Origin of the sequence: Caballeronia sp. ATUFL_F1_KS39, from assembly GCF_023630985.1 — a bacterium.
GTDB classification, from domain to species: domain Bacteria; phylum Pseudomonadota; class Gammaproteobacteria; order Burkholderiales; family Burkholderiaceae; genus Caballeronia; species Caballeronia zhejiangensis.
In genome coordinates this window covers 136,783-158,831 of sequence record NZ_JALQDZ010000005.1, presented here as the reverse complement: position 1 = coordinate 158,831, position 22,049 = coordinate 136,783, and the positions used below count along the sequence as shown (strand labels likewise).

Below are 22,049 nucleotides of genomic sequence, written 5' to 3'. Positions count from 1 at the left end.
TCGCGATGGTCATCGAGCCTGCCGGACACTTCGTCGCGGTGAAAGGCGGCGAGACGCTGCTCGAAGCCGCGCTGCGGGCGAATCTGTCGCTGCCGCGATCGTGCCGCAACGGCACCTGCCGTGCGTGCATCTGCCGGATCGTCGAAGGCGAGATCGCGTATCGCGTGGAATGGCCGGGACTCACCGCGGAGGAAAAAGCCGAACGCTGGATTCTGCCGTGCGTCGCGCTCGCCCTGTCCGACGTGACGATCGAGCAGCCGGACGCGCGCCGAGCCGAGCCCGATCGAAGGCGTCCTCGCTCCCGCGGATTCTGAGCGCGGGTATTCCGGGATTGTCGTCTCGATTCAACGACCTACGATGTGATTCCCGAGTCCGCATATGCATGCTTTCGTACAAAGTGCGTGCAGGGTCACGCTCAAAAAGTGTACAATTGCGTTTTGCCCTAAATTCTGGCAGGGCCAGATCAACCGAGATTTCAATGACTAAAGTACTGTTGAAAGAGAACGAGCCTTTCGACGTCGCCATGCGTCGTTTTCGCCGTACCGTCGAACGCACGGGCCTGATTCAAGAGCTCAAGTCGCGCATGGCTTATGAAAAGCCCACCACCGAGCGCAAGCGCAAGAAAGCTGCTGCTGTCGCTCGTCTGCGCAAGCAGATCCGTCGCGCGCAACTGCCGAAGAAGTTCTATTGATCGACGCAGGGCATCGCGCCCTCGTCTGCTTAGGCAAGATCGGCATCGCAACCTGAGATCGATCGGGTCGCGGTTTCACGCGCAGGTCGCGTGAAAGCTCGCGGATTCGCGCACTATCGTAGCGCCCCAATCGATTAAAGCTGGCAAGATCGCACAAAGCCTGCATGAGCACAAAGCTCATGCAGGCTTTTCGTGCTTGGGAAGGAAATTTTCGGTCGGATGCGCGGTCGCGCTTTTTCGCTGCCGGACCTGCGCCATTGAGAACGAAGAAGAAACGAACGCACAAAAGCGAAGAGCCCGGCTGAACCGGGCTCTTCGCTTTTTGAAACTGGTTGCGGGGGTAGGATTTGAACCTACGACCTTCGGGTTATGAGCCCGACGAGCTGCCAGACTGCTCCACCCCGCGTCTGAAGAATTAAATTATAGACCGAAGCATTCCCCGAAGTCAAACGTTGTTTGTACTCAACGTTGCTGCCGGCGTCGCGCGTTCGTTCGCGGCGGCGTTGACGGCCTGCTCCACCGCCTGCTGATGCGCCCGCGACAGTCTGCCGAGCACCGGCAGGAGCGCCATGGCGACCGCCGCGCCGCCCGCTGCCAGCCAGCCGAGCCCGAAAAAGAGATGCGTATAGAGCGGCAGCGATTGCACCGGTTCGAGGTTGCCGGACGGCATGCGCGCAAAATTGGCGACGACGCTGCCGAGATACTGCGACACGCCCGTCGCGACGAAATACGCGCCCATCATGAAGCCGCTCATGCGCGCCGGGACGTAGCGCGCGATCATCGCGAGGCCGAGGCCCGACACGAGCAGTTCGCCGAGCGAATAGAGACCGTAGCCCGCCACCATGAACCACGACGACACACGCCCATCCACCGCGTAACGCCCGCTCAGACCGAACACGAAGAATCCGATCGCCACGACGACGAAGCCGAGCGCGTACTTCAAGGCCACCGACATGCCGCGGCCGCGCTGTGCCTGTCGCGTGTAAAGGAACGCGAGAATCGGGCTCAGAAGCATGATCCAGATCGGGTTGAGCGCCTGAAACTGCGCCGCGCTCCACGTGAACAGCTCTGCGTTGCCGATCGAGAACGACGGATCGACGTTGCGCAGCGCGAACAGCGTGAGCGATGTCGACATCTGCTGGTAAAACACGAAGAAGAGAATGACCTGCAACGTGAGGATCAGCGCGGCGACGAGGCCCGCGCGCTCGCTGCGGTCGCACTTGATCAACATGTAGCCGAAGATCGCCAGAATGGCCACGCCCGCCGCGTAGACACACGCGACCGCCACGGTTTTGTGCTGCAGGATGAATACGGTCGATGCCGCCAGCGCGATGCTCCCCGCCGCCACCGCGAACGCGTGCTTCCAGCGAATCGGCTGGTCGTCCGGAGCGGAACCGATGTGCGCCAGCGTGCGGCGCATCACCGCGAAATTCAGCAGGCCGAGCACCATGCCGCCGCAGCACACGGCGAACGCCGCGTGCCAGCCCCAGTGATCCTTGATCCACGGCGTCGCGAGCATCGAAAACGTCGAGCCGATATTGACCGCCATGTAATAGATCGTGAACGCGCTGTCGATGCGCGCGTCATCGCCCTCGTAGATGCGGCGCACGAGATTCGCCGCGTTGGACTTGAAGAGCCCGTTGCCGACGACGATCACGCCGAGGGACGCATACATGAAGCCGAGCGTGTCGACCGGAAGCGCGAGCATCAGATAGCCGAGCGCCAGCACGAAAGCGCCCGCGGTCATGGTGCGGCGCGCGCCGAGTATCTTGTCGCCGATCCAGCCGCCGATCGACGGCGCCGAAAACACGAGCGCGGTGAACGCGCCCCAGGTGAGATTGGCCTGCTCATCGGCGAAACCGATCTTGTCGACCATGAACAGCACGAGCAGCGCAGCCATGCCGTAATAGCCGAAGCGCTCCCACATTTCGATCAGAAAGACGGTCGTGAACGAGCGCGTCTGCGAGGCGCGGGACGAGTGAGTTAGCATCGGAAAAAATCCTTCAAACGGCGTAAGCGAATCGGCGCATTTCGAGATACCGATTGCACGTAATGACGAAACGAGCGAATAGTCCGCGAAATGGTCAGATGAATAGCTGGGCGATTATCCGCGGCAAACACGCGATTATCGCAAATCGGAGACATTCGATTGCTATCGAATCCTGAATCAGCGGCGCACGCGCGGCGTTCGCTTTCCTCGACGCGCGAGGCAAGGAAGTATCGGGTAATCGGCAAAATCCGGGCGCGCGACGTTTCGTCGCCGCTTTCTCGCATGGCGGGTAAATCAAGCGAAACGCAAAGTTCTCGGATTCTGCGATTGGCGTAATTTGTCGCGAGAATTAATGCGCAGTTATCGACTATGACTCAATGTAATAATTCGCGCGATTAATTCGATCCCGAAAGTCGCTGAATCAGGTCGCGGGCCGCCGCACGAACGCGAGCATCACGCCGAAGCCGATCATCAGCGCCCCGCTCACGCGATTGAACCACGTGAAACCGCGCGCGCCGCGCGAAAGCGAGCCAAGGCGCGCGCCCAGCGCGGCGTAAATAAAGATCGCCACCAGTTCGAGCAGCAGGAACGTCGCGCCGAGAATGGCGAAGCTCGTCGCGTACGCGCTGCGATCGACGAATTGCGGGAAGAAGGCCGTGAATACGAGGATCGCCTTCGGATTGCCCGCCGCGACCCAGAATTCCTGTTTGATGAGCCGCGCGAGATTCATCGGACCGCGCGCCGCGCCCTCTTCCTTGACGACGAGCGAAGGTCCGGAGCGGATCAGCTTCACGCCGATCCACACGAGGTACGCCGCGCCGGCGTACTTGATCGCCGTGAAGAGCGTCTGCGATGCGAGCAAAAGCGCGCCGAGCCCGAGCCCGGCGATGGCGATCATGATCGCGAAAGCGACGATCCGCCCGAACGACGCCAGCACCGACGCGCGAACGCCATCGCGCGCGCCGTTCGACAGCGACAGCACGTTGTTCGGCCCGAAGGCCATGTTGATGGCGAAGCACGCGGGCAGGAACAGCGAGAAAGTCTGGAGCGACATGGGACACCTGCGGATCGGCGCAAAACAAACCGCAAAATTAGCACGCGCGCGACGCCCGCAGAATGGTCAGAAACGATGACGGATGCCCGTGCTCAACATCAGCTGATTGCGGCCGCTCGACGGATCGTTGGTGTTGATCACCGCCGGCGCGCCCGACGAAGCGCGCTGATAGATCGACTCCAGATACACGTCCGTGCGCTTGGAGAGCAGATAGTCCACCTGCAGCGCGCCCTCGTGCCAGTGCGCGCCGCCGCCGTTGGTGTACACGTACATTCCGGAGATCTGAATCGCCGGCGTCAGCTTGTAGATGCCGTTGATCTCGTAATTGTTGAGCGCGAGCGATGGCATCAGCTCGCCGGTGTCGGCATCGGTGACGCCGGAATTGATCGCGCGGGAAAATGCGCCGCCCAGCGTGAATTCGCCGATCTCGTAGCTCATGCCGACGCCGAACGTGTTCTGCCGCTGCACGTTGGCGTTGAATATCGTGTTGCCCGGGCCGGGCAGCGCGAGCGAATCGTATGCGCCGCTCGTCGTGTTGCCGCGCCCGTTGTTGTGCAGATAGGCGGCGCCCGCGTTGAAGGAGCCCGCCGAATAGTTGGCCCCGACGCTGTACGCGCGATTGTCCGAAAATCCGCCCGCTTGATTCGAGAACGCGTAGAGACCGCCGAAACTCAGGCCGCCATAGTTTCCACTGGTGTATTTGACGGAGTTCGCCGCGAGGAACGAGTTGTTCGCGTTGTCGTTGTCGAGCAGATGCGCGAACGCCGTGCCGCCCGTGTTGCCGGTCAGCGTGAAGGTCTGGAAGTAATCGTGGATCGAGTCGTATTGATGGCCGAAGGTGAGCGTGCCGAGCGTATCGGTGCCGATGCCGACATACATCGGATGATCGTTCAGCCCCTCGCCCGTCGCGACGGACAAGCCGCGCTCGAGCCGGAAGATCGCGCGCGCGCCGCCACCGAGATCCTCGGTGCCTTGCAGTCCCCAGTAACTGCCGTCGATGGTGCCGCTCGTCAGGCGATATTGCGAGTGGCCGCCGACGTTGTTCGTATAAGCGATGCCCGCGTCGAGTTCACCGTAGAGCTGCACCGAGCTCTGAGCCCACGACGCCGCAGGCAAGCCGATGAAGGTCGCGCAAGCCGCGATGCAGCAAGTCAGCGAGCGATTGTTGCGCGCGGGAAGGCGATCGGACTCGGAGATCGACGACGCAGCTCGGGATGCTTTGCGGCGATTCGGCATGGCAGGCTCCGATGATTCTTGTTTGAGATCGATTGTCAATTTTGTGAAGAAGCTTGTCAGTCAAAAGAAGATGCCCGATCGCATCTGTGTCCAGGAACCAACGAACGACCGTATTCCCCGCTCGCTCCTGTTGCGGGGATGACGCGTTTTGGCGTAGCCGGCGCCCCGCCGCGCTTGTCGATAGAATCGGACGACTTCAGCCAACCCGACCACGCTCATGTCCGAACCGATTCGCGTCATCCTCACCGGCCACACCCGCGGACTCGGCGCCGCGCTCGCTTCGCTGCTGCTCGAGCAAGGCGCGCAAGTGCTCGCGATTTCCCGAAAGCGCAACGACGAACTCGCCGCGCGCCATCCCGGTCAGTTGCACGAAGTCGAGCTCGATCTCGCCGATCTCCCGAAGCTCACCGAATGGCTGTCGGGCGACGCCCTGTCGCGCTTCGTGTCCGGCGCGCAACGCGTGGTGCTCGTCAACAACGCGGGCCTGCTCGCGCCGGTCGGCAGTCTCGCGGATCAGAAGCCGGCCGACGTCGCGCGCGCGGTCAGTGTGAACGTCGCCGCACCGCTGATGCTTGCGTCGGCGGTGGCGCAGGCGGCCGGGCCATCGATCGACACGCGCATCGTGCATATTTCGAGCGGCGCGGCGCGCAACGCTTACCCCGGCTGGAGCATCTACTGCGCGACCAAGGCGGCGCTCGATCATCACGCGCGCGCGGTCGCGCTCGACGGCAATCGCGCGCTGCGCATCTGCAGCGTCGCGCCGGGCGTCGTCGACACCGACATGCAGGCCGAAATCCGCGGCACCGCGCTCCAACGCTTCCCGATGCGCGAGCGCTTCGACGCGCTCAAGCGCGACGGCCATCTCGCAACGCCCGAGGCGTCGGCGCGCAAGGTCGTCGATTATCTCCTGAGCGACGCATTCGGCGACACCCCGACGGCGGACGTCCGCGATTTGTAACGATTCCGCAAGTCAGGCCGCTTCGACCGACGCGCGCGCCGCGTCGAGCGCCTGACGCGACAGCGCATCGGCGCGGGCGTTGCGCGCACGCGGAATCCACTGCAGACGCACATCGCCGATCTGCGCGATGAGCGAGCGCACGCGCGCGGCGTGATGCGCGAGCGAGCGGATGCCGGCGTTCTCCGGTGCGCTGACGTCGTCGATGACGACGCGGCTGTCGCCGTAGATCACCACTTCCGCTGCACCTTCGCGCAGCGCCGCTTCGATAAGCGCGATCAGCGCGAGATATTCCGCCGCGCTGCTGTCGCCGATGCCCGCGGCGATGCTGATCTCGACCGTCTCCCCGAGCGGACCGACGAGCACCCCTCCCATTCCCAGCCGCCCGGGATTCGGCAGCGCGGAGCCGTCGAACCAGCCGCGCCATCCTGTCGCTTCGGGCTCGGTCCTACGCGGCCTGCTCCGTTCGGCGCGCCGGGCGTCGCGTGAGCGCAGCGCATCCGCGTTTCGGATTTGCTCGGCGCGGCGCGCATCGACGAAATCTCGCAAGGATTGCTCGCCCGCCGCCTTCTGCAACGTCCTGACGAGCGCCGCGTGCTCGGTGAGCGCCGCGCCTTTGGCGAGACGGCGGCTCTGCATGCGCTCCTTCTTGTAGGCGACGGCCAGCAATTCCTCGAAAGCGATCATGGGCAGCGGACGGAATGAACGAATTCCGAGCTTAGCAGAGCGCGATGACACGCCATGGGTACGGCCGTTGCTCACCATAACGTGTCTCACGATGGTCAAAGGAGCGGATCATGAGTCAATCGATGGAACCGGCTTCCGCGGGCGCGAAGATCGTCGGCAAGGGCGCGGCGACGGCCGCCGGCCCCGGACCCGATGTCATGGCGGCGAGCACGCTCGACGGCAATTCGGTCAGAAGCAGCGACGGCCAGGATGTCGGATCGCTGAAGGAAATCATGCTCGACGTGACGAGCGGACGGATCGCTTATGCGGTGCTGTCGAGCGGCGGCTTTCTGGGCATCGGCGACAAACTGCTCGCTGTGCCGTGGAGCGCACTCACGCTCGATACGGACAACCACTGCTTCCGGATCGACGCGACGGCCGAGCAGGTGCGCAACTCGCCGGGCTTCGACAAGGATTCCTGGCCTTCGATGGCGGATCGCGTCTGGGCGAGCACCGTGCATCAGCACTACGGACGCGAGCCGTACTGGTCGAGCGACCGGACGAGCGACGTCGGCCCGGGCGGCGCGATCCCGCCCGGCGGCGTGGATGCGCCCGAAGCGGGCGGCGTGAAGCTATAGCAAAGGGGAATCGCCGCCGATGGGCGGCGTTTAAGACGCGCGGCGCGCGGTCAGTCGAGCGGCCGCTCTCCGACCTGAATGTTGACGCCTTCGGTTTCGCCCATCAGCGCGCGCAGGACATCGCCTGCGAAATCCTCGATGGCGAAGTGCCATTCGAGCGAGCCGACCGGGAAGTCGTTGGGGCTGCACTTGCCTTGTGCACGGCGAATCGCACCGACCGAGAGGCTCAGCGCGCGAGCGTGCTGAAAGTGCGGATCGTCCGAGTCGAGGAACGGGAATTGGTCTTTATCCATGACATCCTTAACGGTCCCCGCCGACGAAACTTTAGGCCTGCTACGAGCGCGCAATCGTTTGCGTACGTTCGAGTTTGAAGACACCATGCAGCCTTATCGAAATATTGCCGGCAATTCGGGCGTCGAAGCATTCGACATCCTGCACGACGGCATCAAAGTGCGCTTCGTCAACGGCGGGACATACCTGTATGACTATCGCGTGCCCGGTCGCGCGCGCGTCGAGGAAATGAAGCAACTGGCCCGCGCCGGACGCGGGCTCAGCACATACATTGCGAAGTTCGGTGGGGAGTATGCCGAAAGAATCGACTAGCTGCCCGAAGGGGCGATTCTACGCGAGATCGGGAAGTTTTCTTCGGACGATTGAATGTGGCGTCATCGAACGACAGGCAGATTCGGCACGTTCTCGTTGACCGCCGTGTTGAGTTGGTGAAGCTGGCGCTGCAGTTTGTTGAGTTGCGCCTGCGCCGCGGCGCGCCGTCCTTCGAGTTGCGCCAGCTCCTTGCGAATTTCCTGCTGCTTGAGCGCAACCTGCTGATCGTGCCGCCCGCCTCGCTGCAAATCGACGCGCACGCGCTCGATCTGCGCGTCCGATTCCGCGGTGAGACGTTCGATCTGCTCGTTCTGCGCTTCGAGATGCGCGCGCCGCATTTCGGCGTCGGCAAGCCGCATCGCCTGTTCGACGAAATGACGGAACGCCGATTCCGCCGCGCCGAGGTCGCCGGCCTTGAGCACGCGCCAGACCGCATCCTCATGATGGAGCACGGCGTAATAGATCAGATCGCGCGGATAAAACAGCAGGCTCGCGGAATAGGCGAAGCTCTGAAACGTGCGAAACGTCGAAAGCGCGCCTTGCTGAACGAGCCATTCGACTTCCGCGAGATGCGCGGCCTGCACGGCTTCCTTGCCGGATTGCTGGGTGGCGGGAACGACCCCGGGCCGCAGCGGCGTGACGCGCGTCGAAAGCTGAACCGGGACGGACTCCTCCCCGGACAGGTCTTCGGCGTGGATCTCCGGCGCGGTGAAGCCGCGTGGAATGTTGGCTTTTTGACGCACGAGAAACGATGGTGCGTTGTCGAGCAAGCTCCCTCTTCTGCTCAGCAGGCTTTTCACGATGGCTCCCTGGCCAGTCTTTTCCAGCACTGGCCGTCATGCATTGAGGTTGGTTTAAATTCGGTACCGCGACAGGCGTTATTCGATTCGAATGAATACCGGCGCAACCATTCTGCATGACGAACGGAATCTGCTTTCTTTCGCTCGAATAAGCTATCGGATCAAGTATAGGCGAGACGTCCGGCGATTCAAACGATGCAGAAAATGCCGCCGACGCAGTGCGCGGATTCCGTGAGAAAGAGGATAAAAATGTAACGCGATGAAAAAATCGGAATGCGCCGAATGCAACGATCGAAAATCAAGAGTGGCGATAAAACGCTTGCGTCCCGTTCATCCTCATCCTGGCGATTTGAGCGGAGCGCGCTTTCGACATCAAGGCGACCATACGCATGATCCTGATGCCCTGAAGACCGCACGCAATGCCCGGCGTCTCAGCGACGCGCGACTCGAGCGAACCCATGACGCCATGCAGATTGACGACAGGCGTCGGCAAGTCGGGCATGCCGATCTGCGTCGCGGGCCTGTGCAGCGGCGCGTGCGTCAGTGCGGCTTCGCGCCGATCGTCCGCGAAGAAATCTGACAGAACCTCTGGCGTTTCGACATGAGGCGCGCCTTCGTTTCGATTCTGAAAAAATTCGTCAATCGATTCCAAATAACGAACCGGCGTTTCTTCGACACGCCGTGCAATTGCCGCGCAGCGTTGCAGTTTCCAGTTTTCGCGCTGACTGACTGCCGCGATCGAATCCGCGATACGCGCGCGCATTTCCGCTTCGCGACGCGCAATCAATGCGTTCAGCATGTGCGCTTCCTCGCCCGACTCCTCGGGCAATTGATCGCGCCATTTCAATAATTCGCTCAGTGCGATGATCGACATGAAGTACTCCGTGGCGTGCAGACTTTCGAACGGGAAACAGGCAATTCGATATTGTTTGGATCGCGAATTGTAATAGACCCGCGCCCTGGATCGCCTGTCAAATATCCTATCCGTTTATCGGCCATTTAGCGTCGCTTAAGACATAAATAAGGACAGTCCTAATCGCGGCGCACGCGGCACGTTCGATGCTGACGGTTCTGTAAGCGGCGCGCCTGGCGCCGGCTCAAGGAGACAGATATGAAAACCACTACCGCGATCGCTGGCGCGCTCCTCGCGCTCGCCAGCACCAGCGCGCTTTCGGAGGAAATGTCGCGCGATCAGTTGATGCAGCGTCAGCAGCAGATGCAGCCGGGCAAGAATGAACCGATGCCCGCCCCGCGCACGGGCGACTCGTCGCAAGGCGGCGTGCAGTCCGGCACCTCCGGCGGCGGCACGCTGATGCAGCAGCGCGAGCAAGGGATGTCGCCGGCTCAGCCGGGTGACTCCAAATCGACCGGGACGATCAAGCAGTAACTTCCGAACGTTCGTCCACGACGCCGGCCTTGCGCCGGCGTTGTCGTTTCGGGATCGCGCGCTCGCATCGGTCGGATATGGCTCAAAGTAAAGGATCGCTTCCTTAGTCATACGAACGTCACTTGCCGCTCGTAATAATGCGCGGGCAATTCCATAGAAAGGAGACGTTCATGGTTCGAGCGCGTGCATGTGCCTTGTCGTTCGGTTTTTTAGCGTTGAACATCGCGGGTTCGTCCGCTTGGGCGAGCGTCGATCTCATCGCGATCGGTCAGTTGAGCGGCAATGCCGTCGATCGCTCGAAGGCGACGGCCGCGCCGCTCGAAAACGGCGCGCCGGGCAATCTGCTCGGCGGGCTCGGCTCCGGACTCGCGTATGCCGGCTGCGACACGTTTCTCGCCGTGCCCGATCGCGGCCCCAACGCGATCTCATACAACAAGGCCATCGACGACACCGCGTCGTACATCAACCGTTTCCAGACGCTGATCCTGCGCCTCCAAGCCGGCGCGAAAGGCGGCACGTTGCCCTACACGCTCGATCCGACACTCGTCGACACGACGCTCCTCCATGCGCGCGAGCCGCTCGTGTACGGCGACGGCGCCGCGGCGAACGTCGGCAACGGCGCGCCCGCGTTCAACGCGAAGAAGCACACGCACTACTTCACCGGCCGCTCCGACAACTTCGCGCCGACGCGGCCGTCGACGTATCCGCGCGACGCGCGCTTCGATCCGGAAAGCATCCGCGTGGCGCGCGACGGCGCGAGCGTCTTCATCTCCGACGAATACGGCCCGTACATCTATCGCTTCGACCGGCAGAGCGGCGAGCGCATCGCGGCGTACGCGGTGCCGGCGTCGTTCGCGGTGACGGCGCTCTCGCCCGTCGGCAGCGACGAGATCGGCGCGAACGCGTCGGGCCGCGTCGCGAACAAAGGCATGGAAGGCCTCGCGATCTCGCCGGACGGCGACGCGCTCTTCGGCGCGATGCAAAGTCCGCTGCTGCAGGACGGCGGCACCAATGGCGCGTACACGCGCATCCTGCGCATCGATCTGCGCACCGGCAAGTCGACGCAGTTCGCCTATCCGCTCACCAACATGGGCACGGCCGACAAACCGAACTATCCGACGATCAGCGATATCGTCGCCGTGAACGACCACGAGCTTCTGCTCGACGAGCGCGACGGCAAGGGCCTCGGCGACGATTCGAGCGCGGCCGTCAAGCGCGTGTATCACGTCGATATTTCGGGCGCGCAGGACGTGAGCCAGACGAGCGGCGCGAGCGGCCTCGCGCCTTTCGCGCTGCAGAAGACGCTGTTCCTCGATGTCGTCAAGGCGCTGAACGCGCACGGCATCGCGTCGACCGACATTCCGGCGAAGCTCGAAAGCCTCGCGTTCGGGCCGGACGTGCGCGTCGGCGGCGCGCTCAAGCACACGTTGTTCATCGCGAACGACAACGACTTCGTCGGCACCGTGACGGATACGAACCATCCGGAGGGCATCGATAATCCGAACCAGTTCTTCGTCTTCGCGATCGACGATGCCGATCTGCCGGGCTATGTCGCGCAACGTCTCGACGACAAGGCTTGCCGCTCCCGCCACGACGACGATCACGGCCATCGCCGTCATGACGATTGACGCGGCCCCTTCGCGCGCTTATCCACAGTTTCGGTGGACAAGCGTGTAGATAAGTCGAGGGCCGCGCGTCTATCCCGTTGATGCGACACGCGTTTCGCGGATGCGTCCGGCGAACGCGCGCCTCCTTAAACCGTATATACTGTTTTCTCCACATACGACGGGAGAGAACGGGATGAGCACACCGCAAGTCAAGGCGCCGACGAAGAAGGCGTTTCATTTCCCCAAGGGCGCAACGGAAGCCGCGCCCGCGCCCGCTCCCGCGAAGCGCGGGGCCAAGGCCAGCGAGAAGACGGCTAAACCCGCAGAGCAGACCAAGGCCGCGGCCACGACGCCGAAGACCGCGAAGAAGCCGGCCGCGAAAGCGCCCGTCGCAAAGAAAGCCGGGAAGACGCCGACAGTCGAAGCCGCTGCCGCGAAGAAAACGGAAAAGACCGTCGCGAGCCAGCCGAACGCCGACGCGAAAGCCCGCCGCGTCAAGAAGGAAAAAGTCGTGCGCGACAGCTTCACGATGCCCAAGTCCGACTACGCGAAGATCGCCGCGCTCAAGGAGAAGTGCCAGAAGAACGGCGTGCGCGTGAAGAAGAGCGAACTGCTGCGGGCCGCGCTCGCGATGCTCGACGCCGCGCCCGAGAAACGCCTCGTCGAAGCGATCAAGGCGCTCGAAACGGTCAAGACCGGCCGCCCGGCGAACGCCTGAACGTCACGCACTCAGAAGAGATTTCTGAACGCCCAGTAGAGACCGGCGGCGAGCGCGATCGACGCCGGCAACGTCAGCACCCACGCGAGCACGAGGCTGCGCACGGTGTTCCATTGCAGCCCCGAGCCGTTGGCGGCCATCGTTCCGGCGACGCCCGAAGACAGCACGTGCGTCGTCGAGACCGGCAGGCCGTAGGCATCCGCCGCACCGATGGTCAGCATCGCGATCAACTCCGCCGACGCGCCCTGCCCGTACGTCAGATGCTGCTTGCCGATCTTCTCGCCCACGGTCACGACGATGCGCTTCCAGCCGACCATCGTGCCGAGCCCGAGCGCGATCGCCACCGCGACCTTCACCCACGTCGGGATAAACTTCGTCGCGTGATCGAGCTGCTTCTTGTAGTTGTCGATCACGGCGCGGTCCGCGGGCGCGAACGCGGGCGCGTTCGCCTTCTCCATCAGGCGGATCGCTTCGGACGCGAGATACATGTTGTTGCGCACGTTATCGACAAGGTTCTGTGGCACCGCCGCGAGCGATCCCGACGCGCCGACCTGGTTCGCGATGATGTCGGTCAGTTGCTTCAGCGCGGGCAGCGTCGCGGGCGAAAGCTGGCGCGTACGCACGTAGGATTGAACGTCTTCGCGTGCATCGGCGGATGGTGGCGCATCGTTCAGATATTTCGCGAAGCTCGCCGATGCCTCGTGCGCCACGGCTACGAAGTTCTGCGTTTCGGCGGGGCTCACCGCCTTGTTGAGCGCGTAGGCAGTCGGCACCGTGCCGATCAGAATCAACATGATGAGACCCATGCCTTTCTGCCCGTCGTTCGAGCCGTGCGCGAAAGATACGCCCGTGCACGTCAGAATCAGCAGTGCGCGAATCCAGAATGGCGGCGGATGATTTTTCTTCGGTTCCTTATAGAGCGCCGGCACGCGCACGAGCGCCTTCAGCAAAAGCAAGAGGAGTCCCGCGCAGATGAAGCCGACGATCGGCGAGAACAGCAGCGACTTGCCGACGCCCGCCGCCTGCGACCAGTCGACGCCGCTCGTGCCGTTCGGCCCGCGCAATAGCTGATTCATGAGACCGACGCCGATGATCGAGCCGATCAGCGTATGCGAGCTCGACGACGGCAGGCCGAAATACCATGTCGCGAGGTTCCAGATGATCGCGGCGATGAGCAACGCGAAGACCATCGCGAAGCCTGCGCTGCTGCCGACCTGGAGTATCAGCTCGACGGGCAGCAGTTGCAGGATGCCGAACGCGACCGCGCCGCTCGAAACCAGCACGCCGATGAAATTCCACGTCCCGGACCAGACCACCGCGAGGTTCGGCGTCAGCGAGTGCGTGTAGATGACGGTCGCGACCGCGTTGGCGGTGTCGTGGAAGCCGTTGACGAACTCGAATCCGAGCGCGATCAGCAGCGCGACGGCGAGCAGGAAATAAGGCAGTGCGGAACTCAGCCGGACGGATTCGAGATCGTTAGCCAGATGCAATCCGACATAACCGATACCGCCGAGAAGTATGAGACCGAAAACGATGAGACCGGTCCGGCGTGTGCGTTCGCTCACGCCGCCCTGCTGAGGAAATGCGATGTCCGGCATGGTTGCCTCGCGTTCACCGTAGCGGAGCAAAGGATACGGTCCGTCGACCTTTCCGACTGTGAATCTTTTGTGTCAACAGTTCATGTAAAACTTTCGCTGCGCGCATGCTGAGGCGCGTAGCCCTCCTTTCGCCCATGTCCGCATGCAAAGCGCGCTCCCCGCGTCATGCGGGTTTTGCGCTCGCGGAAGCATCGGCATCCTGAACGCATCGGAGTCGCTCACGTGACGCCGTTCGCCATCGATATCCGCAAAGGGGGCTGCCATGTACTTCGGGACACTCGTCGCTCGGTCGCGCGACGATCAGGAAAACGCGACCTGGCAGCGCGACATGGATGCATCGCGCGTCGTCACGGCCGGCCGTTGCCGCGCGTTCTGGCGCTGGCTCGCACGATGCTTCGCGTGAGCGGAAACATCCGAAAGTAAAGGATCGTCGCGCACCCGAGGTAATAGGATTCGTCCGAGCGTTTCCAAGCGCCGGAGCGGCTTAAATGCAGGCCTTCCGTTATTACAAGAGGCTTTTCAAGATGAATGACCTGCATATTTCCGTCGATCCGAACGGCCACGCGACGCTCTCGCAGTCGGTGCAGATCAGCGAACATTGCAACAACCGCGCGCGACTGCTTACGTCGCTCGTGAACATCGTCGCTGCGCCGGGTGGCTTCGAGCACTTCTGCGCTTATCCCGAAGCGATGCGGCGCGACATCCTGAATTTGCTGCGCTCGGTGGCAGAGGAGCAATTGCCGCTTATCGCCGCACTCGAGGAGCACGCGACGAAGGCCGGTTATGAGCGAGGTGCTCAGGCGGCGCGCGAAGTGCTCATTCAGGAACAGCAGGCGGCGAACTCCGCGCTGCACTACGACGCCGAGAATCACGCCGCTCAGATGATTCTCACGCACTGAGCTTGCAATGCGATGCCCCGTGTCTTACGCGGGGCGTTTCTTTCTCGGTGGGTCGGCCGCCGCGCGCAACCGTTTAAAGTCCGTTGCACCGCCGCAAAGCAAGAAGGCGACCCGCGAAGCGGCGGCACGATCCGCAGTCACCACGACGGAAACGGATCGAATTGCAGCGTTTGGCGGCAAGCCGGTGCATCGTTGAACGATTGCCGCTTACATAACGCGATTAATCCGATTTCTTTCCTGGCCGCATCGTCTATCCTTCTGAATGTCGTAAGAGATGGGCTGCATGGGCCGCTGCGCCCTGCCATGTGCGAGAGTTCATCGAGCATTATTAGAGGCGCAACCGTACCAGCGCTCATGACTCTTACGACAACTCTTCTCGCTCCCCTCCACTTGTTGTCCGCATGCTCGACGCTCGATCGATTGCGCGCGGCCATGTTCAATCAGTTATCCGAATCTATGATGTCGAAGCGCGAGGAAAAGGACGAAGCTTCCTCATTTTCGATTTGAACCACTTGAGATTCGAAACAACGACAGGCCGCGTTTCGGATTTTTTCGGCATACGGGCCTTTTACAGCGCCCGCGTCAATTCTGAGAACAAAAAAGAAAAGCCCTTGAAGATCAAGGGCTTGAGGGTCTGGCGGAGAGAGGGGGATTCGAACCCCCGATAGGTTTTACCCTATACACGCTTTCCAGGCGTGCGACTTAAACCACTCATCCATCTCTCCGGAAGACCGCGATTATACCAAGTTCCCGCGCCTGCGCCAGCCCCTACGGATGGCGAATGTAATCGACGAGCGCGCGCGTGTACGCATCCGGCTTCCGATCGAACAGACTCACAACGATCGCCACCGCGAATCCGGCCGGCACCCCGAACACGCCCGAGCTGATCGGCTCGATGCCGAACCAGCGCGGCCCGGCGAAACCCGTCAACTGCACGAAGAACGGATACGTCGACACGATGTAATACACGCACACGACGAGCCCCGCGATCATGCCCGCGACGACACCCCGCTGCGTCGTGCGCTTCCAGAACACGCCGAGTACGAGCGCCGGAAAGAGACTCGACGCTGCAAGCGAAAACGCCGCGCCGACCAGAAACAGAATGTTGCCCGCATTCAGCGACGCCACATACGACGCGAGCAGCGCCACGCCGAGCAACAGAATCTTCGAGATCGTCACGCGCCGCTGGCTCGTCGCGCGGCGATCGACCATGCAGTAATACACGTCGTGCGAGAGCGCATTCGCGATCGTCAGCAGGAGCCCGTCCGCCGTCGACAAAGCCGCCGCGAGCGCGCCGGCGGCAATCAGCCCGGAAATCACATACGGCAATCCCGCGATTTCAGGCGCCGCCAGCACGACCATGTCGGGCTGCATCTGAATGCCGGCCCAGCGCACGATGCCGTCGCCGTTCACATCGCCGATGCGGATCAGATACGGCTCCACGCGCCGCCATTGCGTGACCCACTGCGGCAGATCGGCAAAGCGATGCCCGACGAGCCCCGTCAATATTTCATGCTTGATGAGCACCGCGAGCACCGGCACCGTCAAATAGAACAACGCGACGAAGAACAGCGTCCAGCCGACCGAGCGCCGCGCCGACGACACCGACGTCGTCGTGTTGTAGCGCGTGAGGATGTGCGGCAGGCTCGCCGTGCCGATCGACAGGCACAGGAGCAGCGACAGAAAGTTGATCTGATGCACGCGCGGGCTCTCGTCACCGGCCGAGCCGGGAGCGAACGCCTCGGCCATCGGCACGGGCGCGGCGACGCGCTCGATCAACGCATCGCGTTCGCGCGACCATTTGGCATGCGCATCGGCGGCATCGCGTGGAAAAGCCGCGAGTTCGCGCTCGCGCTCGTTGATCTCACGCAGCGGCCCGTTGTGCCGGCGCAGTTCCGCGATCTCCGCGGCGAGGCGCGCGTGCTCGGCATGGAACGACTGCGGCAGCGCGTCGATGCGTTGCTGAATCAGCGCGGCCTGCCGCTGATAATCGGCGCGCACGCGCGCTTCGTCGGGCGACACGGCGACCGCGCGTTCGAGCGATTCGACGCGCTCCATCACGCGCCCGTAGTTGAATTGCGGGAACCACCCGAGCCCTTCGCGATGCGCGATCATCGACACGGGAATCAGCATCGCGCTGATGAGGATGATGTATTGCGCGACCTGCGTCCACGTCACCGCGCGCATGCCGCCGAGAAACGAGCACACGAGAATGCCCGCGAGACCGCAGAAGATGCCGATCGAAAACTCGATGCCGATGAACCTCGACGCGATCAGCCCGATGCCCTGGATCTGCGCGACGAGATAGACGAACGAACAGAGAATCGCCGCGAACGCCGCGAGCCCGCGCACGAGGTTGCTGGAGAAGCGCGTGCCGAGAAAATCCGGAATCGTGTAGCGCGCGAGTTTGCGCACGTACGGCGCGAGCAGGAACGCGACGAGGCAATAGCCGCCGGTCCAACCCATCACGTACGCGAGGCCGTCGTAACCACTTGCGTAGATCGACCCGGCAAGCCCGATGAACGATGCCGCCGAAAGCCAGTCGGCGGCCGTCGCCATGCCGTTGAACGCGGACGGCACGCGCCGTCCTGCCACGTAGTATTCGACGAGATCCGACGTGCGCGACAAAAGACCGATCACCGCGTACACCGCGATGGGCACGAACAGGAACACATAGCCGATCCACGTTCCCGGCCCCGTCGTGCGCTCGATGCGCTCCATCAGAAAGATGAACAGCAGGAAGCCGACCGTATAGAGCGCGTAGGAGAGGATCAGCCGGTTCGTGAGCTTCATGCGGCGTCGCCCTGTTCGGCGCGGGCGGCGCGGGCAAGACGCGCATCGGCCATCTGCATCAGCACGATATAGATGAGGATCAGCGCGATGTAGACGAGAATCGCGCCCTGCGCGCCGAAATAGAACGGCAGCGGAAAGCCGGCGACGCGGGCATGCTGGAAGCGTTGCGCGAAGAGCGGCAGGCCGAAGGAGACGACGAAGCCGATGGTCATCAGCACGCCGATCAGCGCGATATTGAAGCGCCAGTAGCGCCGATGCGCGCGCGCCATCGCCGCCGATACGGGCGGCGGCGAGGCAGGCGTCGGGTTGGAAGAATCGGACATGCGGTTTTTTAACAAAACCGCATGTCATCGGCAATAAGGATCGACCGCTGCCGCGCGAGGCAGCGGTCGCGGACGATCAGCGCGCTTCGCCGAGCTGATCCAGAATCGCGGGATTTTCCAGCGTGGAGACGTCCTGCGTGATCTCCTCGCCCTTCGCGAGCGAGCGCAAGAGCCGCCGCATGATCTTGCCGGAGCGCGTCTTCGGCAGGTTCTCGCCGAAACGGATGTCCTTCGGCTTCGCGATCGGACCGATTTCCTTGCCGACCCAGTTGCGCAGTTCGGTGGCGATCTGCTTCGCTTCGTCGCCTTCCGGGCGCGCGCGCTTCAGCACGACGAACGCGACCACGGCTTCACCCGTCGTATCGTCCGGACGGCCGACGACCGCGGCTTCCGCGACGATCGGATTCGCGACCAGCGCCGACTCGATTTCCATCGTGCCGAGGCGGTGGCCGGAGACATTCAGCACGTCGTCGATGCGGCCCATGATCGTGAAGTAGCCGGTTTCCTTGTCGCGCACCGCGCCGTCGCCGGCGAGATACAGCTTGCCGCCGAGTTCTTCCGGGAAATAGCTCGTCTGATAGCGCTTGGGGTCGCCCCAGACGTTGCGCAGCATCGACGGCCACGGGCGCTTCACGACCAGAATGCCGCCTTGCCCGTTCGGCACGTCCTGGCCGGTTTCATCGACGATCGCGGCCATGATGCCCGGCAGCGGCAGCGTGCAGGAACCCGGCACGAGCGGCGTCGCGCCCGGCAGCGGCGTGATCATGTGGCCGCCGGTTTCGGTCTGCCACCACGTATCGACGATCGGACATTGCCCACGGCCGACGTTCTCGTGATACCACATCCACGCTTCCGGATTGATCGGTTCGCCGACCGTGCCGAGGATGCGCAGCGTCGACAGATCGAAGCTCTTAGGATGAACCTTCGCGTCCGCTTCCGATGCCTTGATGAGCGAGCGGATCGCCGTGGGCGCCGTGTAGAAGATCGTGACCTTGTGGCGCGCGATCATCTCCCAGAAGCGGCCCGCGTGCGGATACGTCGGCACGCCTTCGAACATGACCTGCGTCGCGCCGATGGCGAGCGGCCCGTACGCGATATAGCTATGCCCCGTGATCCAGCCGATATCCGCCGTGCACCAGAAGATGTCGCCCGGCTTCATGTCGAAGGTCCACTTCATGGTCTGCGCGGCCCACAGCAGCGTGCCGGCCGTGCTGTGCTGCACGCCCTTCGGCTTGCCCGTCGAGCCGGACGTGTAAAGGATGAAAAGCGGATGCTCCGCGCTCACCCATTCCGGCTCGCACTTCGCCGATTCGTTCTCGACGATTTCATGCAGCCACGCGTCGCGGCCTTCGGTCCATGCGACCTTGCCGCCCGTGCGCCGATACACGATGACGTCCTTCACCTTCTCGCAGCCGCCCGCGGCGAGCGCTTCATCGGCGATGCTTTTCAGCGGCAGCGCCTTGCCGCCGCGCATCTGTTCGTCGGCGGTGATGAGCGCGACCGCGCCGACATCGACGAGACGTTCGTTGAGCGACTTCGACGAGAAGCCGCCGAACACGACCGAATGCGTCGCGCCGATACGCACGCACGCCTGCATCGCGACGACGCCTTCCACCGACATCGGCAGATAGATCACGACGCGGTCGCCCTTTTTCACGCCGCGCTTCTTGAGCGCATTGGCGAGACGCGAGACGCGGTCCAGCAGATCCTGATAGGTGACGTTGGTGACGGTGCCGTCGTCGGCTTCGAAGATGATCGCGTTGTCGTTGCCGCGGCCCGCTTCCACATGACGGTCGAGACAGTTGTACGACGCGTTGAGCTCGCCGTCCTCGAACCACTTGTAGAAAGGCGCCTTCGATTCGTCCAGCACCTGCGTGAAGGGCTTGTGCCACGTGAGCGTCTCGCGCGCAATGCGCGCCCAGAAGCCTTCGTAGTCACGTTCCGCTTCCGCTACAAGCGCCTTGTAGGCGTCCATGCCGGAGATTGCCGCACCCGCGCTTACCTTGGCTGACGGCGGGAACACACGTTTTTCCTGAAGAACCGATTCGATCGCAGACATCGACAACCTCTCCTGATGGTGTTTCCGAAATCCGGCGGCGCGCGCATCGCTGAATGGGTTGCGCGCGCCGCATGTTTATGAGGTTCGAAAGCGGAGAACGCGCGGCGTTCCTGGCTTCGACCTTGTCTCCTTTCTACCGTACCGGAGCGGCACGGAACAATGTCACGGCACATTCGCATGCCGGCGACATCCTGCATTGAATTCAAGATAAGCCGCTCAACTTACCCGCTTCTTACGTGGCCGGGCCAACAGGCACGGGGTATACACGGAGTCCGCGCGGCTTCTACAATGCGTCCCCACAATCGTAACTGAACTCCCAGCGCGGTATCCAGCTTGAATCGCTACGCCCTTCTTTTGATTGCAGCGATGCTGCTCGTCGGAAGCAACGTCGGCATCGGCAAATCGATCGTCGCATTCGTTCCCGTTCCGCTCTTCGCGCTGCTGCGCTTCGTGATCGCGCTCGCGGTGCTCTGGCCGCTTCTGCGCTGGTCGAAGATGAAGCGCGTCGCGCGCGGTGAATGGCTCAACCTTTTCCTGCAGGCATTCTTCGGCACGTTCGGCTTCACCTTGCTGATGTTGAACGGCGTCGCGCGCACGAGCGCCGTCGCGGCGGGCGTCATCACGAGCACCATTCCGGCCGTGGTCGCGCTCTTCGCGTGGATCTTGCTCAAGGAGAAGCCGGGTCCGCGCGCGCTCGCGTCGATCGGACTGGCGATCGCGGGCGTGCTCGTCATCAACGTCGCGCAGGCCGGGGATGCGGGCGCGAGCTCCCTGCCCGGCAATCTGATGGTGCTCGGCGCCGTGTGCTGCGAATCGCTCTATGTGATCCTCTCGCGCCGTCTCACGCAGACGCTGCCCGCCATCGACATCTGCGCGTACACGCACGCGATCGGCCTGTTGCTCATGCTCCCGCTCGGCGCAACATCGCTCGCGCACTTCGACTGGACGAGCGTCGCCTGGAGCACGTGGGCGCTCGTCCTGTGGTACGGGCTTTCGGCGAGCATCTTCTCGTTCTGGCTGTGGATGAAGGGCATCCGTCACGTCGACGGCAGTCTCGCCGGCGTCTTCTGCGCCGTGCTGCCGGTCGCGGCGGCGCTCTACGGCATCGCCTTTCTCGACGAACGTCCGACGCTCGCGCACGGCATCGCGCTCGCGTGCGTCGTGACGGGCATCGCGCTCGCAAGCTTGAAGGCGCGCGCCCGGGCTTCCGTGTCGGGCGAAACCGGCGCCTAGAACGGGTTCAGCGGATTCTGAAAGCATTTGGGAAGTCCGCGCGACGACACGCTACAATAGCGGGCTTCCCGACACCGCGAATGCGCCAATACCCGCCGCTCGCCGGCGGATTGCCAACGCTCCGCACGCACTTTGCACGTTCCGGTTCGTCATATTCGCCAGTCATCATTCCGGTTCGACCCGCCCCGACTGAAAAGCCGCCCATGTCCGCTCCCAAGCATTCTCCCGCCTCGCCCAAGCAGCCCGGCTCGATGAAACTGCTGCCGAAAGTCATCTTCATGAGCCGCTGGCTCCAGGTGCCGCTCTATCTGGGCCTGATCGTCGCGCAAGCCGTGTACGTCGTCCTGTTTCTGAAGGAAGTCTGGCATCTCGTCACGCACGCGATGACGCTCGACGAAACCAATATCATGCTCGTCGTGCTCGGCCTGATCGACGTGGTGATGATCTCGAATCTGCTCATCATGGTGATCGTCGGCGGATACGAGACGTTCGTGTCGAAGCTCGGCGTGGAAGGCCATCCCGACGAGCCCGAGTGGCTCGATCACGTCAACGCGGGCGTGCTGAAGGTGAAGCTGTCGATGGCGCTCATCAGCATCTCGTCGATCCATCTGCTGAAAACCTTCATCAACCCCGACCAGCACACGTTTCACACCGTGTTGTGGCAGGTGATTATCCACGTCGCGTTCCTCGTTTCCGCGCTCATCATGGCGTATGTCGACCGGCTGACCACGCATACGCATCCGCGCCATTTCCACGACGAGTCCTTTGCGCCGCCGAAAAACGCAGTCGAGTGAAGCGT

The 22,049-nt window shown here is 62.9% G+C and carries 23 protein-coding genes and 2 tRNA genes; 12 read left to right on the top strand and 13 right to left on the bottom strand.

What is annotated here, in order from left to right; genetic code table 11:
• Positions 1 to 5 precede the first annotated feature (5 nt).
• On the top strand, positions 6 to 314 hold the full coding sequence (locus NCR93_RS05445; RefSeq protein ID WP_034472170.1) for a 2Fe-2S iron-sulfur cluster-binding protein: 309 nt from the start codon (positions 6 to 8) through the stop codon (positions 312 to 314).
• Between the two features lie 164 nt (positions 315 to 478).
• Positions 479 to 691, top strand: a complete 213-nt coding sequence (gene rpsU / locus NCR93_RS05440; protein WP_006999077.1) for a 30S ribosomal protein S21 — start codon at positions 479 to 481, stop codon at positions 689 to 691.
• 329 nt (positions 692 to 1,020) lie between these two features.
• On the opposite strand, the gene NCR93_RS05435 is transcribed toward rpsU, so the two are convergent.
• From NCR93_RS05435 to NCR93_RS05420, 4 genes are all read right to left on the bottom strand, one after another.
• A tRNA-Met gene (locus tag NCR93_RS05435) sits at positions 1,021 to 1,097 on the bottom strand.
• Between the two features lie 39 nt (positions 1,098 to 1,136).
• On the bottom strand, positions 1,137 to 2,681 hold the full coding sequence (locus NCR93_RS05430) for a peptide MFS transporter (RefSeq protein ID WP_008350387.1): 1,545 nt from the start codon (positions 2,679 to 2,681) through the stop codon (positions 1,137 to 1,139).
• A gap of 421 nt (positions 2,682 to 3,102) precedes the next feature.
• Entirely contained in the window at positions 3,103 to 3,735 is a 633-nt protein-coding gene (locus NCR93_RS05425; RefSeq protein ID WP_175979940.1) for a LysE family translocator, read from the bottom strand.
• Positions 3,736 to 3,801: 66 nt separating this feature from the next.
• Positions 3,802 to 4,971, bottom strand: a complete 1,170-nt coding sequence (locus tag NCR93_RS05420; protein ID WP_239294954.1) for a porin — start codon at positions 4,969 to 4,971, stop codon at positions 3,802 to 3,804.
• 217 nt (positions 4,972 to 5,188) lie between these two features.
• Between NCR93_RS05420 and NCR93_RS05415 the strand changes: the two genes are divergently transcribed.
• Positions 5,189 to 5,929 (top strand): SDR family oxidoreductase, encoded by a 741-nt coding sequence (locus NCR93_RS05415; RefSeq protein ID WP_175979939.1) that lies wholly within the window; start codon positions 5,189 to 5,191, stop codon positions 5,927 to 5,929.
• Positions 5,930 to 5,941: 12 nt separating this feature from the next.
• Here the strand turns inward: NCR93_RS05415 and NCR93_RS05410 are convergent, their stop codons facing one another.
• Positions 5,942 to 6,613, bottom strand: coding sequence for a ribonuclease HI family protein (locus tag NCR93_RS05410; protein WP_175979938.1), 672 nt, complete (start codon positions 6,611 to 6,613; stop codon positions 5,942 to 5,944).
• Positions 6,614 to 6,723: 110 nt separating this feature from the next.
• On the opposite strand from NCR93_RS05410, the gene NCR93_RS05405 reads away from it, so the two are divergent.
• The gene (locus tag NCR93_RS05405) at positions 6,724 to 7,230 is read left to right on the top strand and encodes a PRC-barrel domain-containing protein (RefSeq protein WP_008350394.1); all 507 of its coding nucleotides are present in this window, start codon (positions 6,724 to 6,726) and stop codon (positions 7,228 to 7,230) included.
• A 50-nt stretch (positions 7,231 to 7,280) separates the two neighbouring features.
• On the opposite strand, the gene NCR93_RS05400 is transcribed toward NCR93_RS05405, so the two are convergent.
• A complete protein-coding gene (locus tag NCR93_RS05400; RefSeq protein WP_008350396.1) occupies positions 7,281 to 7,523 on the bottom strand; it encodes a hypothetical protein in 243 nt (80 codons plus the stop codon).
• On the opposite strand from NCR93_RS05400, the gene NCR93_RS05395 reads away from it, so the two are divergent.
• Complete coding sequence (locus NCR93_RS05395) at positions 7,522 to 7,833, top strand: hypothetical protein (RefSeq protein WP_372492530.1); 312 nt, start codon at positions 7,522 to 7,524, stop codon at positions 7,831 to 7,833. The genes NCR93_RS05400 and NCR93_RS05395 overlap by 2 nt on opposite strands.
• Positions 7,834 to 7,895: 62 nt before the next feature.
• On the opposite strand, the gene NCR93_RS05390 is transcribed toward NCR93_RS05395, so the two are convergent.
• Complete coding sequence (locus NCR93_RS05390; RefSeq protein WP_175979937.1) at positions 7,896 to 8,603, bottom strand: DUF2968 domain-containing protein; 708 nt, start codon at positions 8,601 to 8,603, stop codon at positions 7,896 to 7,898.
• A gap of 328 nt (positions 8,604 to 8,931) precedes the next feature.
• Positions 8,932 to 9,507 carry a hypothetical protein gene (locus NCR93_RS05385; protein WP_175979936.1) on the bottom strand — a complete coding sequence of 192 codons (576 nt, stop codon included), beginning with the start codon at positions 9,505 to 9,507 and terminating at the stop codon, positions 8,932 to 8,934.
• A gap of 237 nt (positions 9,508 to 9,744) precedes the next feature.
• Between NCR93_RS05385 and NCR93_RS05380 the strand changes: the two genes are divergently transcribed.
• The 3 genes from NCR93_RS05380 (at position 9,745) to NCR93_RS05370 (ending at position 12,345) form a co-directional block, all read left to right on the top strand.
• Complete coding sequence (locus NCR93_RS05380; RefSeq protein WP_008350405.1) at positions 9,745 to 10,020, top strand: hypothetical protein; 276 nt, start codon at positions 9,745 to 9,747, stop codon at positions 10,018 to 10,020.
• A gap of 170 nt (positions 10,021 to 10,190) precedes the next feature.
• Positions 10,191 to 11,648, top strand: a complete 1,458-nt coding sequence (locus tag NCR93_RS05375; RefSeq protein WP_175979935.1) for an esterase-like activity of phytase family protein — start codon at positions 10,191 to 10,193, stop codon at positions 11,646 to 11,648.
• A 172-nt stretch (positions 11,649 to 11,820) separates the two neighbouring features.
• The gene (locus NCR93_RS05370; RefSeq protein ID WP_175979934.1) at positions 11,821 to 12,345 is read left to right on the top strand and encodes a hypothetical protein; all 525 of its coding nucleotides are present in this window, start codon (positions 11,821 to 11,823) and stop codon (positions 12,343 to 12,345) included.
• An 11-nt stretch (positions 12,346 to 12,356) separates the two neighbouring features.
• Here the strand turns inward: NCR93_RS05370 and NCR93_RS05365 are convergent, their stop codons facing one another.
• On the bottom strand, positions 12,357 to 13,943 hold the full coding sequence (locus NCR93_RS05365) for an inorganic phosphate transporter (RefSeq protein ID WP_034472177.1): 1,587 nt from the start codon (positions 13,941 to 13,943) through the stop codon (positions 12,357 to 12,359).
• A gap of 262 nt (positions 13,944 to 14,205) precedes the next feature.
• Between NCR93_RS05365 and NCR93_RS05360 the strand changes: the two genes are divergently transcribed.
• Both NCR93_RS05360 and NCR93_RS05355 read left to right on the top strand, forming a co-directional pair.
• Positions 14,206 to 14,346: a hypothetical protein gene (locus NCR93_RS05360; protein ID WP_160172896.1), complete on the top strand. Its 141-nt coding sequence runs from the start codon at positions 14,206 to 14,208 to the stop codon at positions 14,344 to 14,346.
• A 121-nt stretch (positions 14,347 to 14,467) separates the two neighbouring features.
• Complete coding sequence (locus NCR93_RS05355) at positions 14,468 to 14,842, top strand: hypothetical protein (protein WP_144403848.1); 375 nt, start codon at positions 14,468 to 14,470, stop codon at positions 14,840 to 14,842.
• Positions 14,843 to 15,477: 635 nt separating this feature from the next.
• Here the strand turns inward: NCR93_RS05355 and NCR93_RS05350 are convergent.
• From NCR93_RS05350 to acs, 4 genes are all read right to left on the bottom strand, one after another.
• Positions 15,478 to 15,567 (bottom strand) — tRNA-Ser (locus NCR93_RS05350).
• A 43-nt stretch (positions 15,568 to 15,610) separates the two neighbouring features.
• A complete protein-coding gene (locus NCR93_RS05345; protein ID WP_008350416.1) occupies positions 15,611 to 17,635 on the bottom strand; it encodes a sodium:solute symporter family protein in 2,025 nt (674 codons plus the stop codon).
• On the bottom strand, positions 17,632 to 17,958 hold the full coding sequence (locus NCR93_RS05340) for a DUF4212 domain-containing protein (protein WP_008350418.1): 327 nt from the start codon (positions 17,956 to 17,958) through the stop codon (positions 17,632 to 17,634). Before NCR93_RS05340 ends, NCR93_RS05345 begins: the two co-directional genes overlap by 4 nt.
• Positions 17,959 to 18,034: 76 nt before the next feature.
• The gene (acs, locus tag NCR93_RS05335; RefSeq protein WP_175979933.1) at positions 18,035 to 20,017 is read right to left on the bottom strand and encodes an acetate--CoA ligase; all 1,983 of its coding nucleotides are present in this window, start codon (positions 20,015 to 20,017) and stop codon (positions 18,035 to 18,037) included.
• Positions 20,018 to 20,350: 333 nt separating this feature from the next.
• Here acs and NCR93_RS05330 point away from each other — a divergent pair, with 333 nt between their 5' ends.
• Both NCR93_RS05330 and NCR93_RS05325 read left to right on the top strand, forming a co-directional pair.
• Positions 20,351 to 21,250: a DMT family transporter gene (locus tag NCR93_RS05330; protein ID WP_175979932.1), complete on the top strand. Its 900-nt coding sequence runs from the start codon at positions 20,351 to 20,353 to the stop codon at positions 21,248 to 21,250.
• 203 nt (positions 21,251 to 21,453) lie between these two features.
• Positions 21,454 to 22,044, top strand: a complete 591-nt coding sequence (locus NCR93_RS05325) for a TIGR00645 family protein (protein WP_033537207.1) — start codon at positions 21,454 to 21,456, stop codon at positions 22,042 to 22,044.
• Positions 22,045 to 22,049 lie beyond the last annotated feature (5 nt).

What these genes read in the sequence shown, in the direction of transcription:
- NCR93_RS05355 (WP_144403848.1), top strand. Translation starts at nt 14,468, where the DNA reads ATGAATGACCTGCATATTTCCGTCGATCCGAACGGCCACGCGACGCTC.
- NCR93_RS05395 (WP_372492530.1), top strand. Translation starts at nt 7,522, where the DNA reads ATGACATCCTTAACGGTCCCCGCCGACGAAACTTTAGGCCTGCTACGA.
- NCR93_RS05375 (WP_175979935.1), top strand. Translation starts at nt 10,191, where the DNA reads ATGGTTCGAGCGCGTGCATGTGCCTTGTCGTTCGGTTTTTTAGCGTTG.
- rpsU (WP_006999077.1), top strand. Translation starts at nt 479, where the DNA reads ATGACTAAAGTACTGTTGAAAGAGAACGAGCCTTTCGACGTCGCCATG.
- NCR93_RS05380 (WP_008350405.1), top strand. Translation starts at nt 9,745, where the DNA reads ATGAAAACCACTACCGCGATCGCTGGCGCGCTCCTCGCGCTCGCCAGC.
- NCR93_RS05410 (WP_175979938.1), bottom strand. Translation starts at nt 6,613, where the DNA reads ATGATCGCTTTCGAGGAATTGCTGGCCGTCGCCTACAAGAAGGAGCGC.
- NCR93_RS05425 (WP_175979940.1), bottom strand. Translation starts at nt 3,735, where the DNA reads ATGTCGCTCCAGACTTTCTCGCTGTTCCTGCCCGCGTGCTTCGCCATC.
- NCR93_RS05325 (WP_033537207.1), top strand. Translation starts at nt 21,454, where the DNA reads ATGTCCGCTCCCAAGCATTCTCCCGCCTCGCCCAAGCAGCCCGGCTCG.
- NCR93_RS05405 (WP_008350394.1), top strand. Translation starts at nt 6,724, where the DNA reads ATGAGTCAATCGATGGAACCGGCTTCCGCGGGCGCGAAGATCGTCGGC.
- NCR93_RS05345 (WP_008350416.1), bottom strand. Translation starts at nt 17,635, where the DNA reads ATGAAGCTCACGAACCGGCTGATCCTCTCCTACGCGCTCTATACGGTC.
- NCR93_RS05370 (WP_175979934.1), top strand. Translation starts at nt 11,821, where the DNA reads ATGAGCACACCGCAAGTCAAGGCGCCGACGAAGAAGGCGTTTCATTTC.
- NCR93_RS05340 (WP_008350418.1), bottom strand. Translation starts at nt 17,958, where the DNA reads ATGTCCGATTCTTCCAACCCGACGCCTGCCTCGCCGCCGCCCGTATCG.
- NCR93_RS05360 (WP_160172896.1), top strand. Translation starts at nt 14,206, where the DNA reads ATGTACTTCGGGACACTCGTCGCTCGGTCGCGCGACGATCAGGAAAAC.
- NCR93_RS05400 (WP_008350396.1), bottom strand. Translation starts at nt 7,523, where the DNA reads ATGGATAAAGACCAATTCCCGTTCCTCGACTCGGACGATCCGCACTTT.
- NCR93_RS05385 (WP_175979936.1), bottom strand. Translation starts at nt 9,507, where the DNA reads ATGTCGATCATCGCACTGAGCGAATTATTGAAATGGCGCGATCAATTG.
- NCR93_RS05415 (WP_175979939.1), top strand. Translation starts at nt 5,189, where the DNA reads ATGTCCGAACCGATTCGCGTCATCCTCACCGGCCACACCCGCGGACTC.
- NCR93_RS05420 (WP_239294954.1), bottom strand. Translation starts at nt 4,971, where the DNA reads ATGCCGAATCGCCGCAAAGCATCCCGAGCTGCGTCGTCGATCTCCGAG.
- acs (WP_175979933.1), bottom strand. Translation starts at nt 20,017, where the DNA reads ATGTCTGCGATCGAATCGGTTCTTCAGGAAAAACGTGTGTTCCCGCCG.
- NCR93_RS05445 (WP_034472170.1), top strand. Translation starts at nt 6, where the DNA reads ATGGTCATCGAGCCTGCCGGACACTTCGTCGCGGTGAAAGGCGGCGAG.
- NCR93_RS05365 (WP_034472177.1), bottom strand. Translation starts at nt 13,943, where the DNA reads ATGCCGGACATCGCATTTCCTCAGCAGGGCGGCGTGAGCGAACGCACA.
- NCR93_RS05430 (WP_008350387.1), bottom strand. Translation starts at nt 2,681, where the DNA reads ATGCTAACTCACTCGTCCCGCGCCTCGCAGACGCGCTCGTTCACGACC.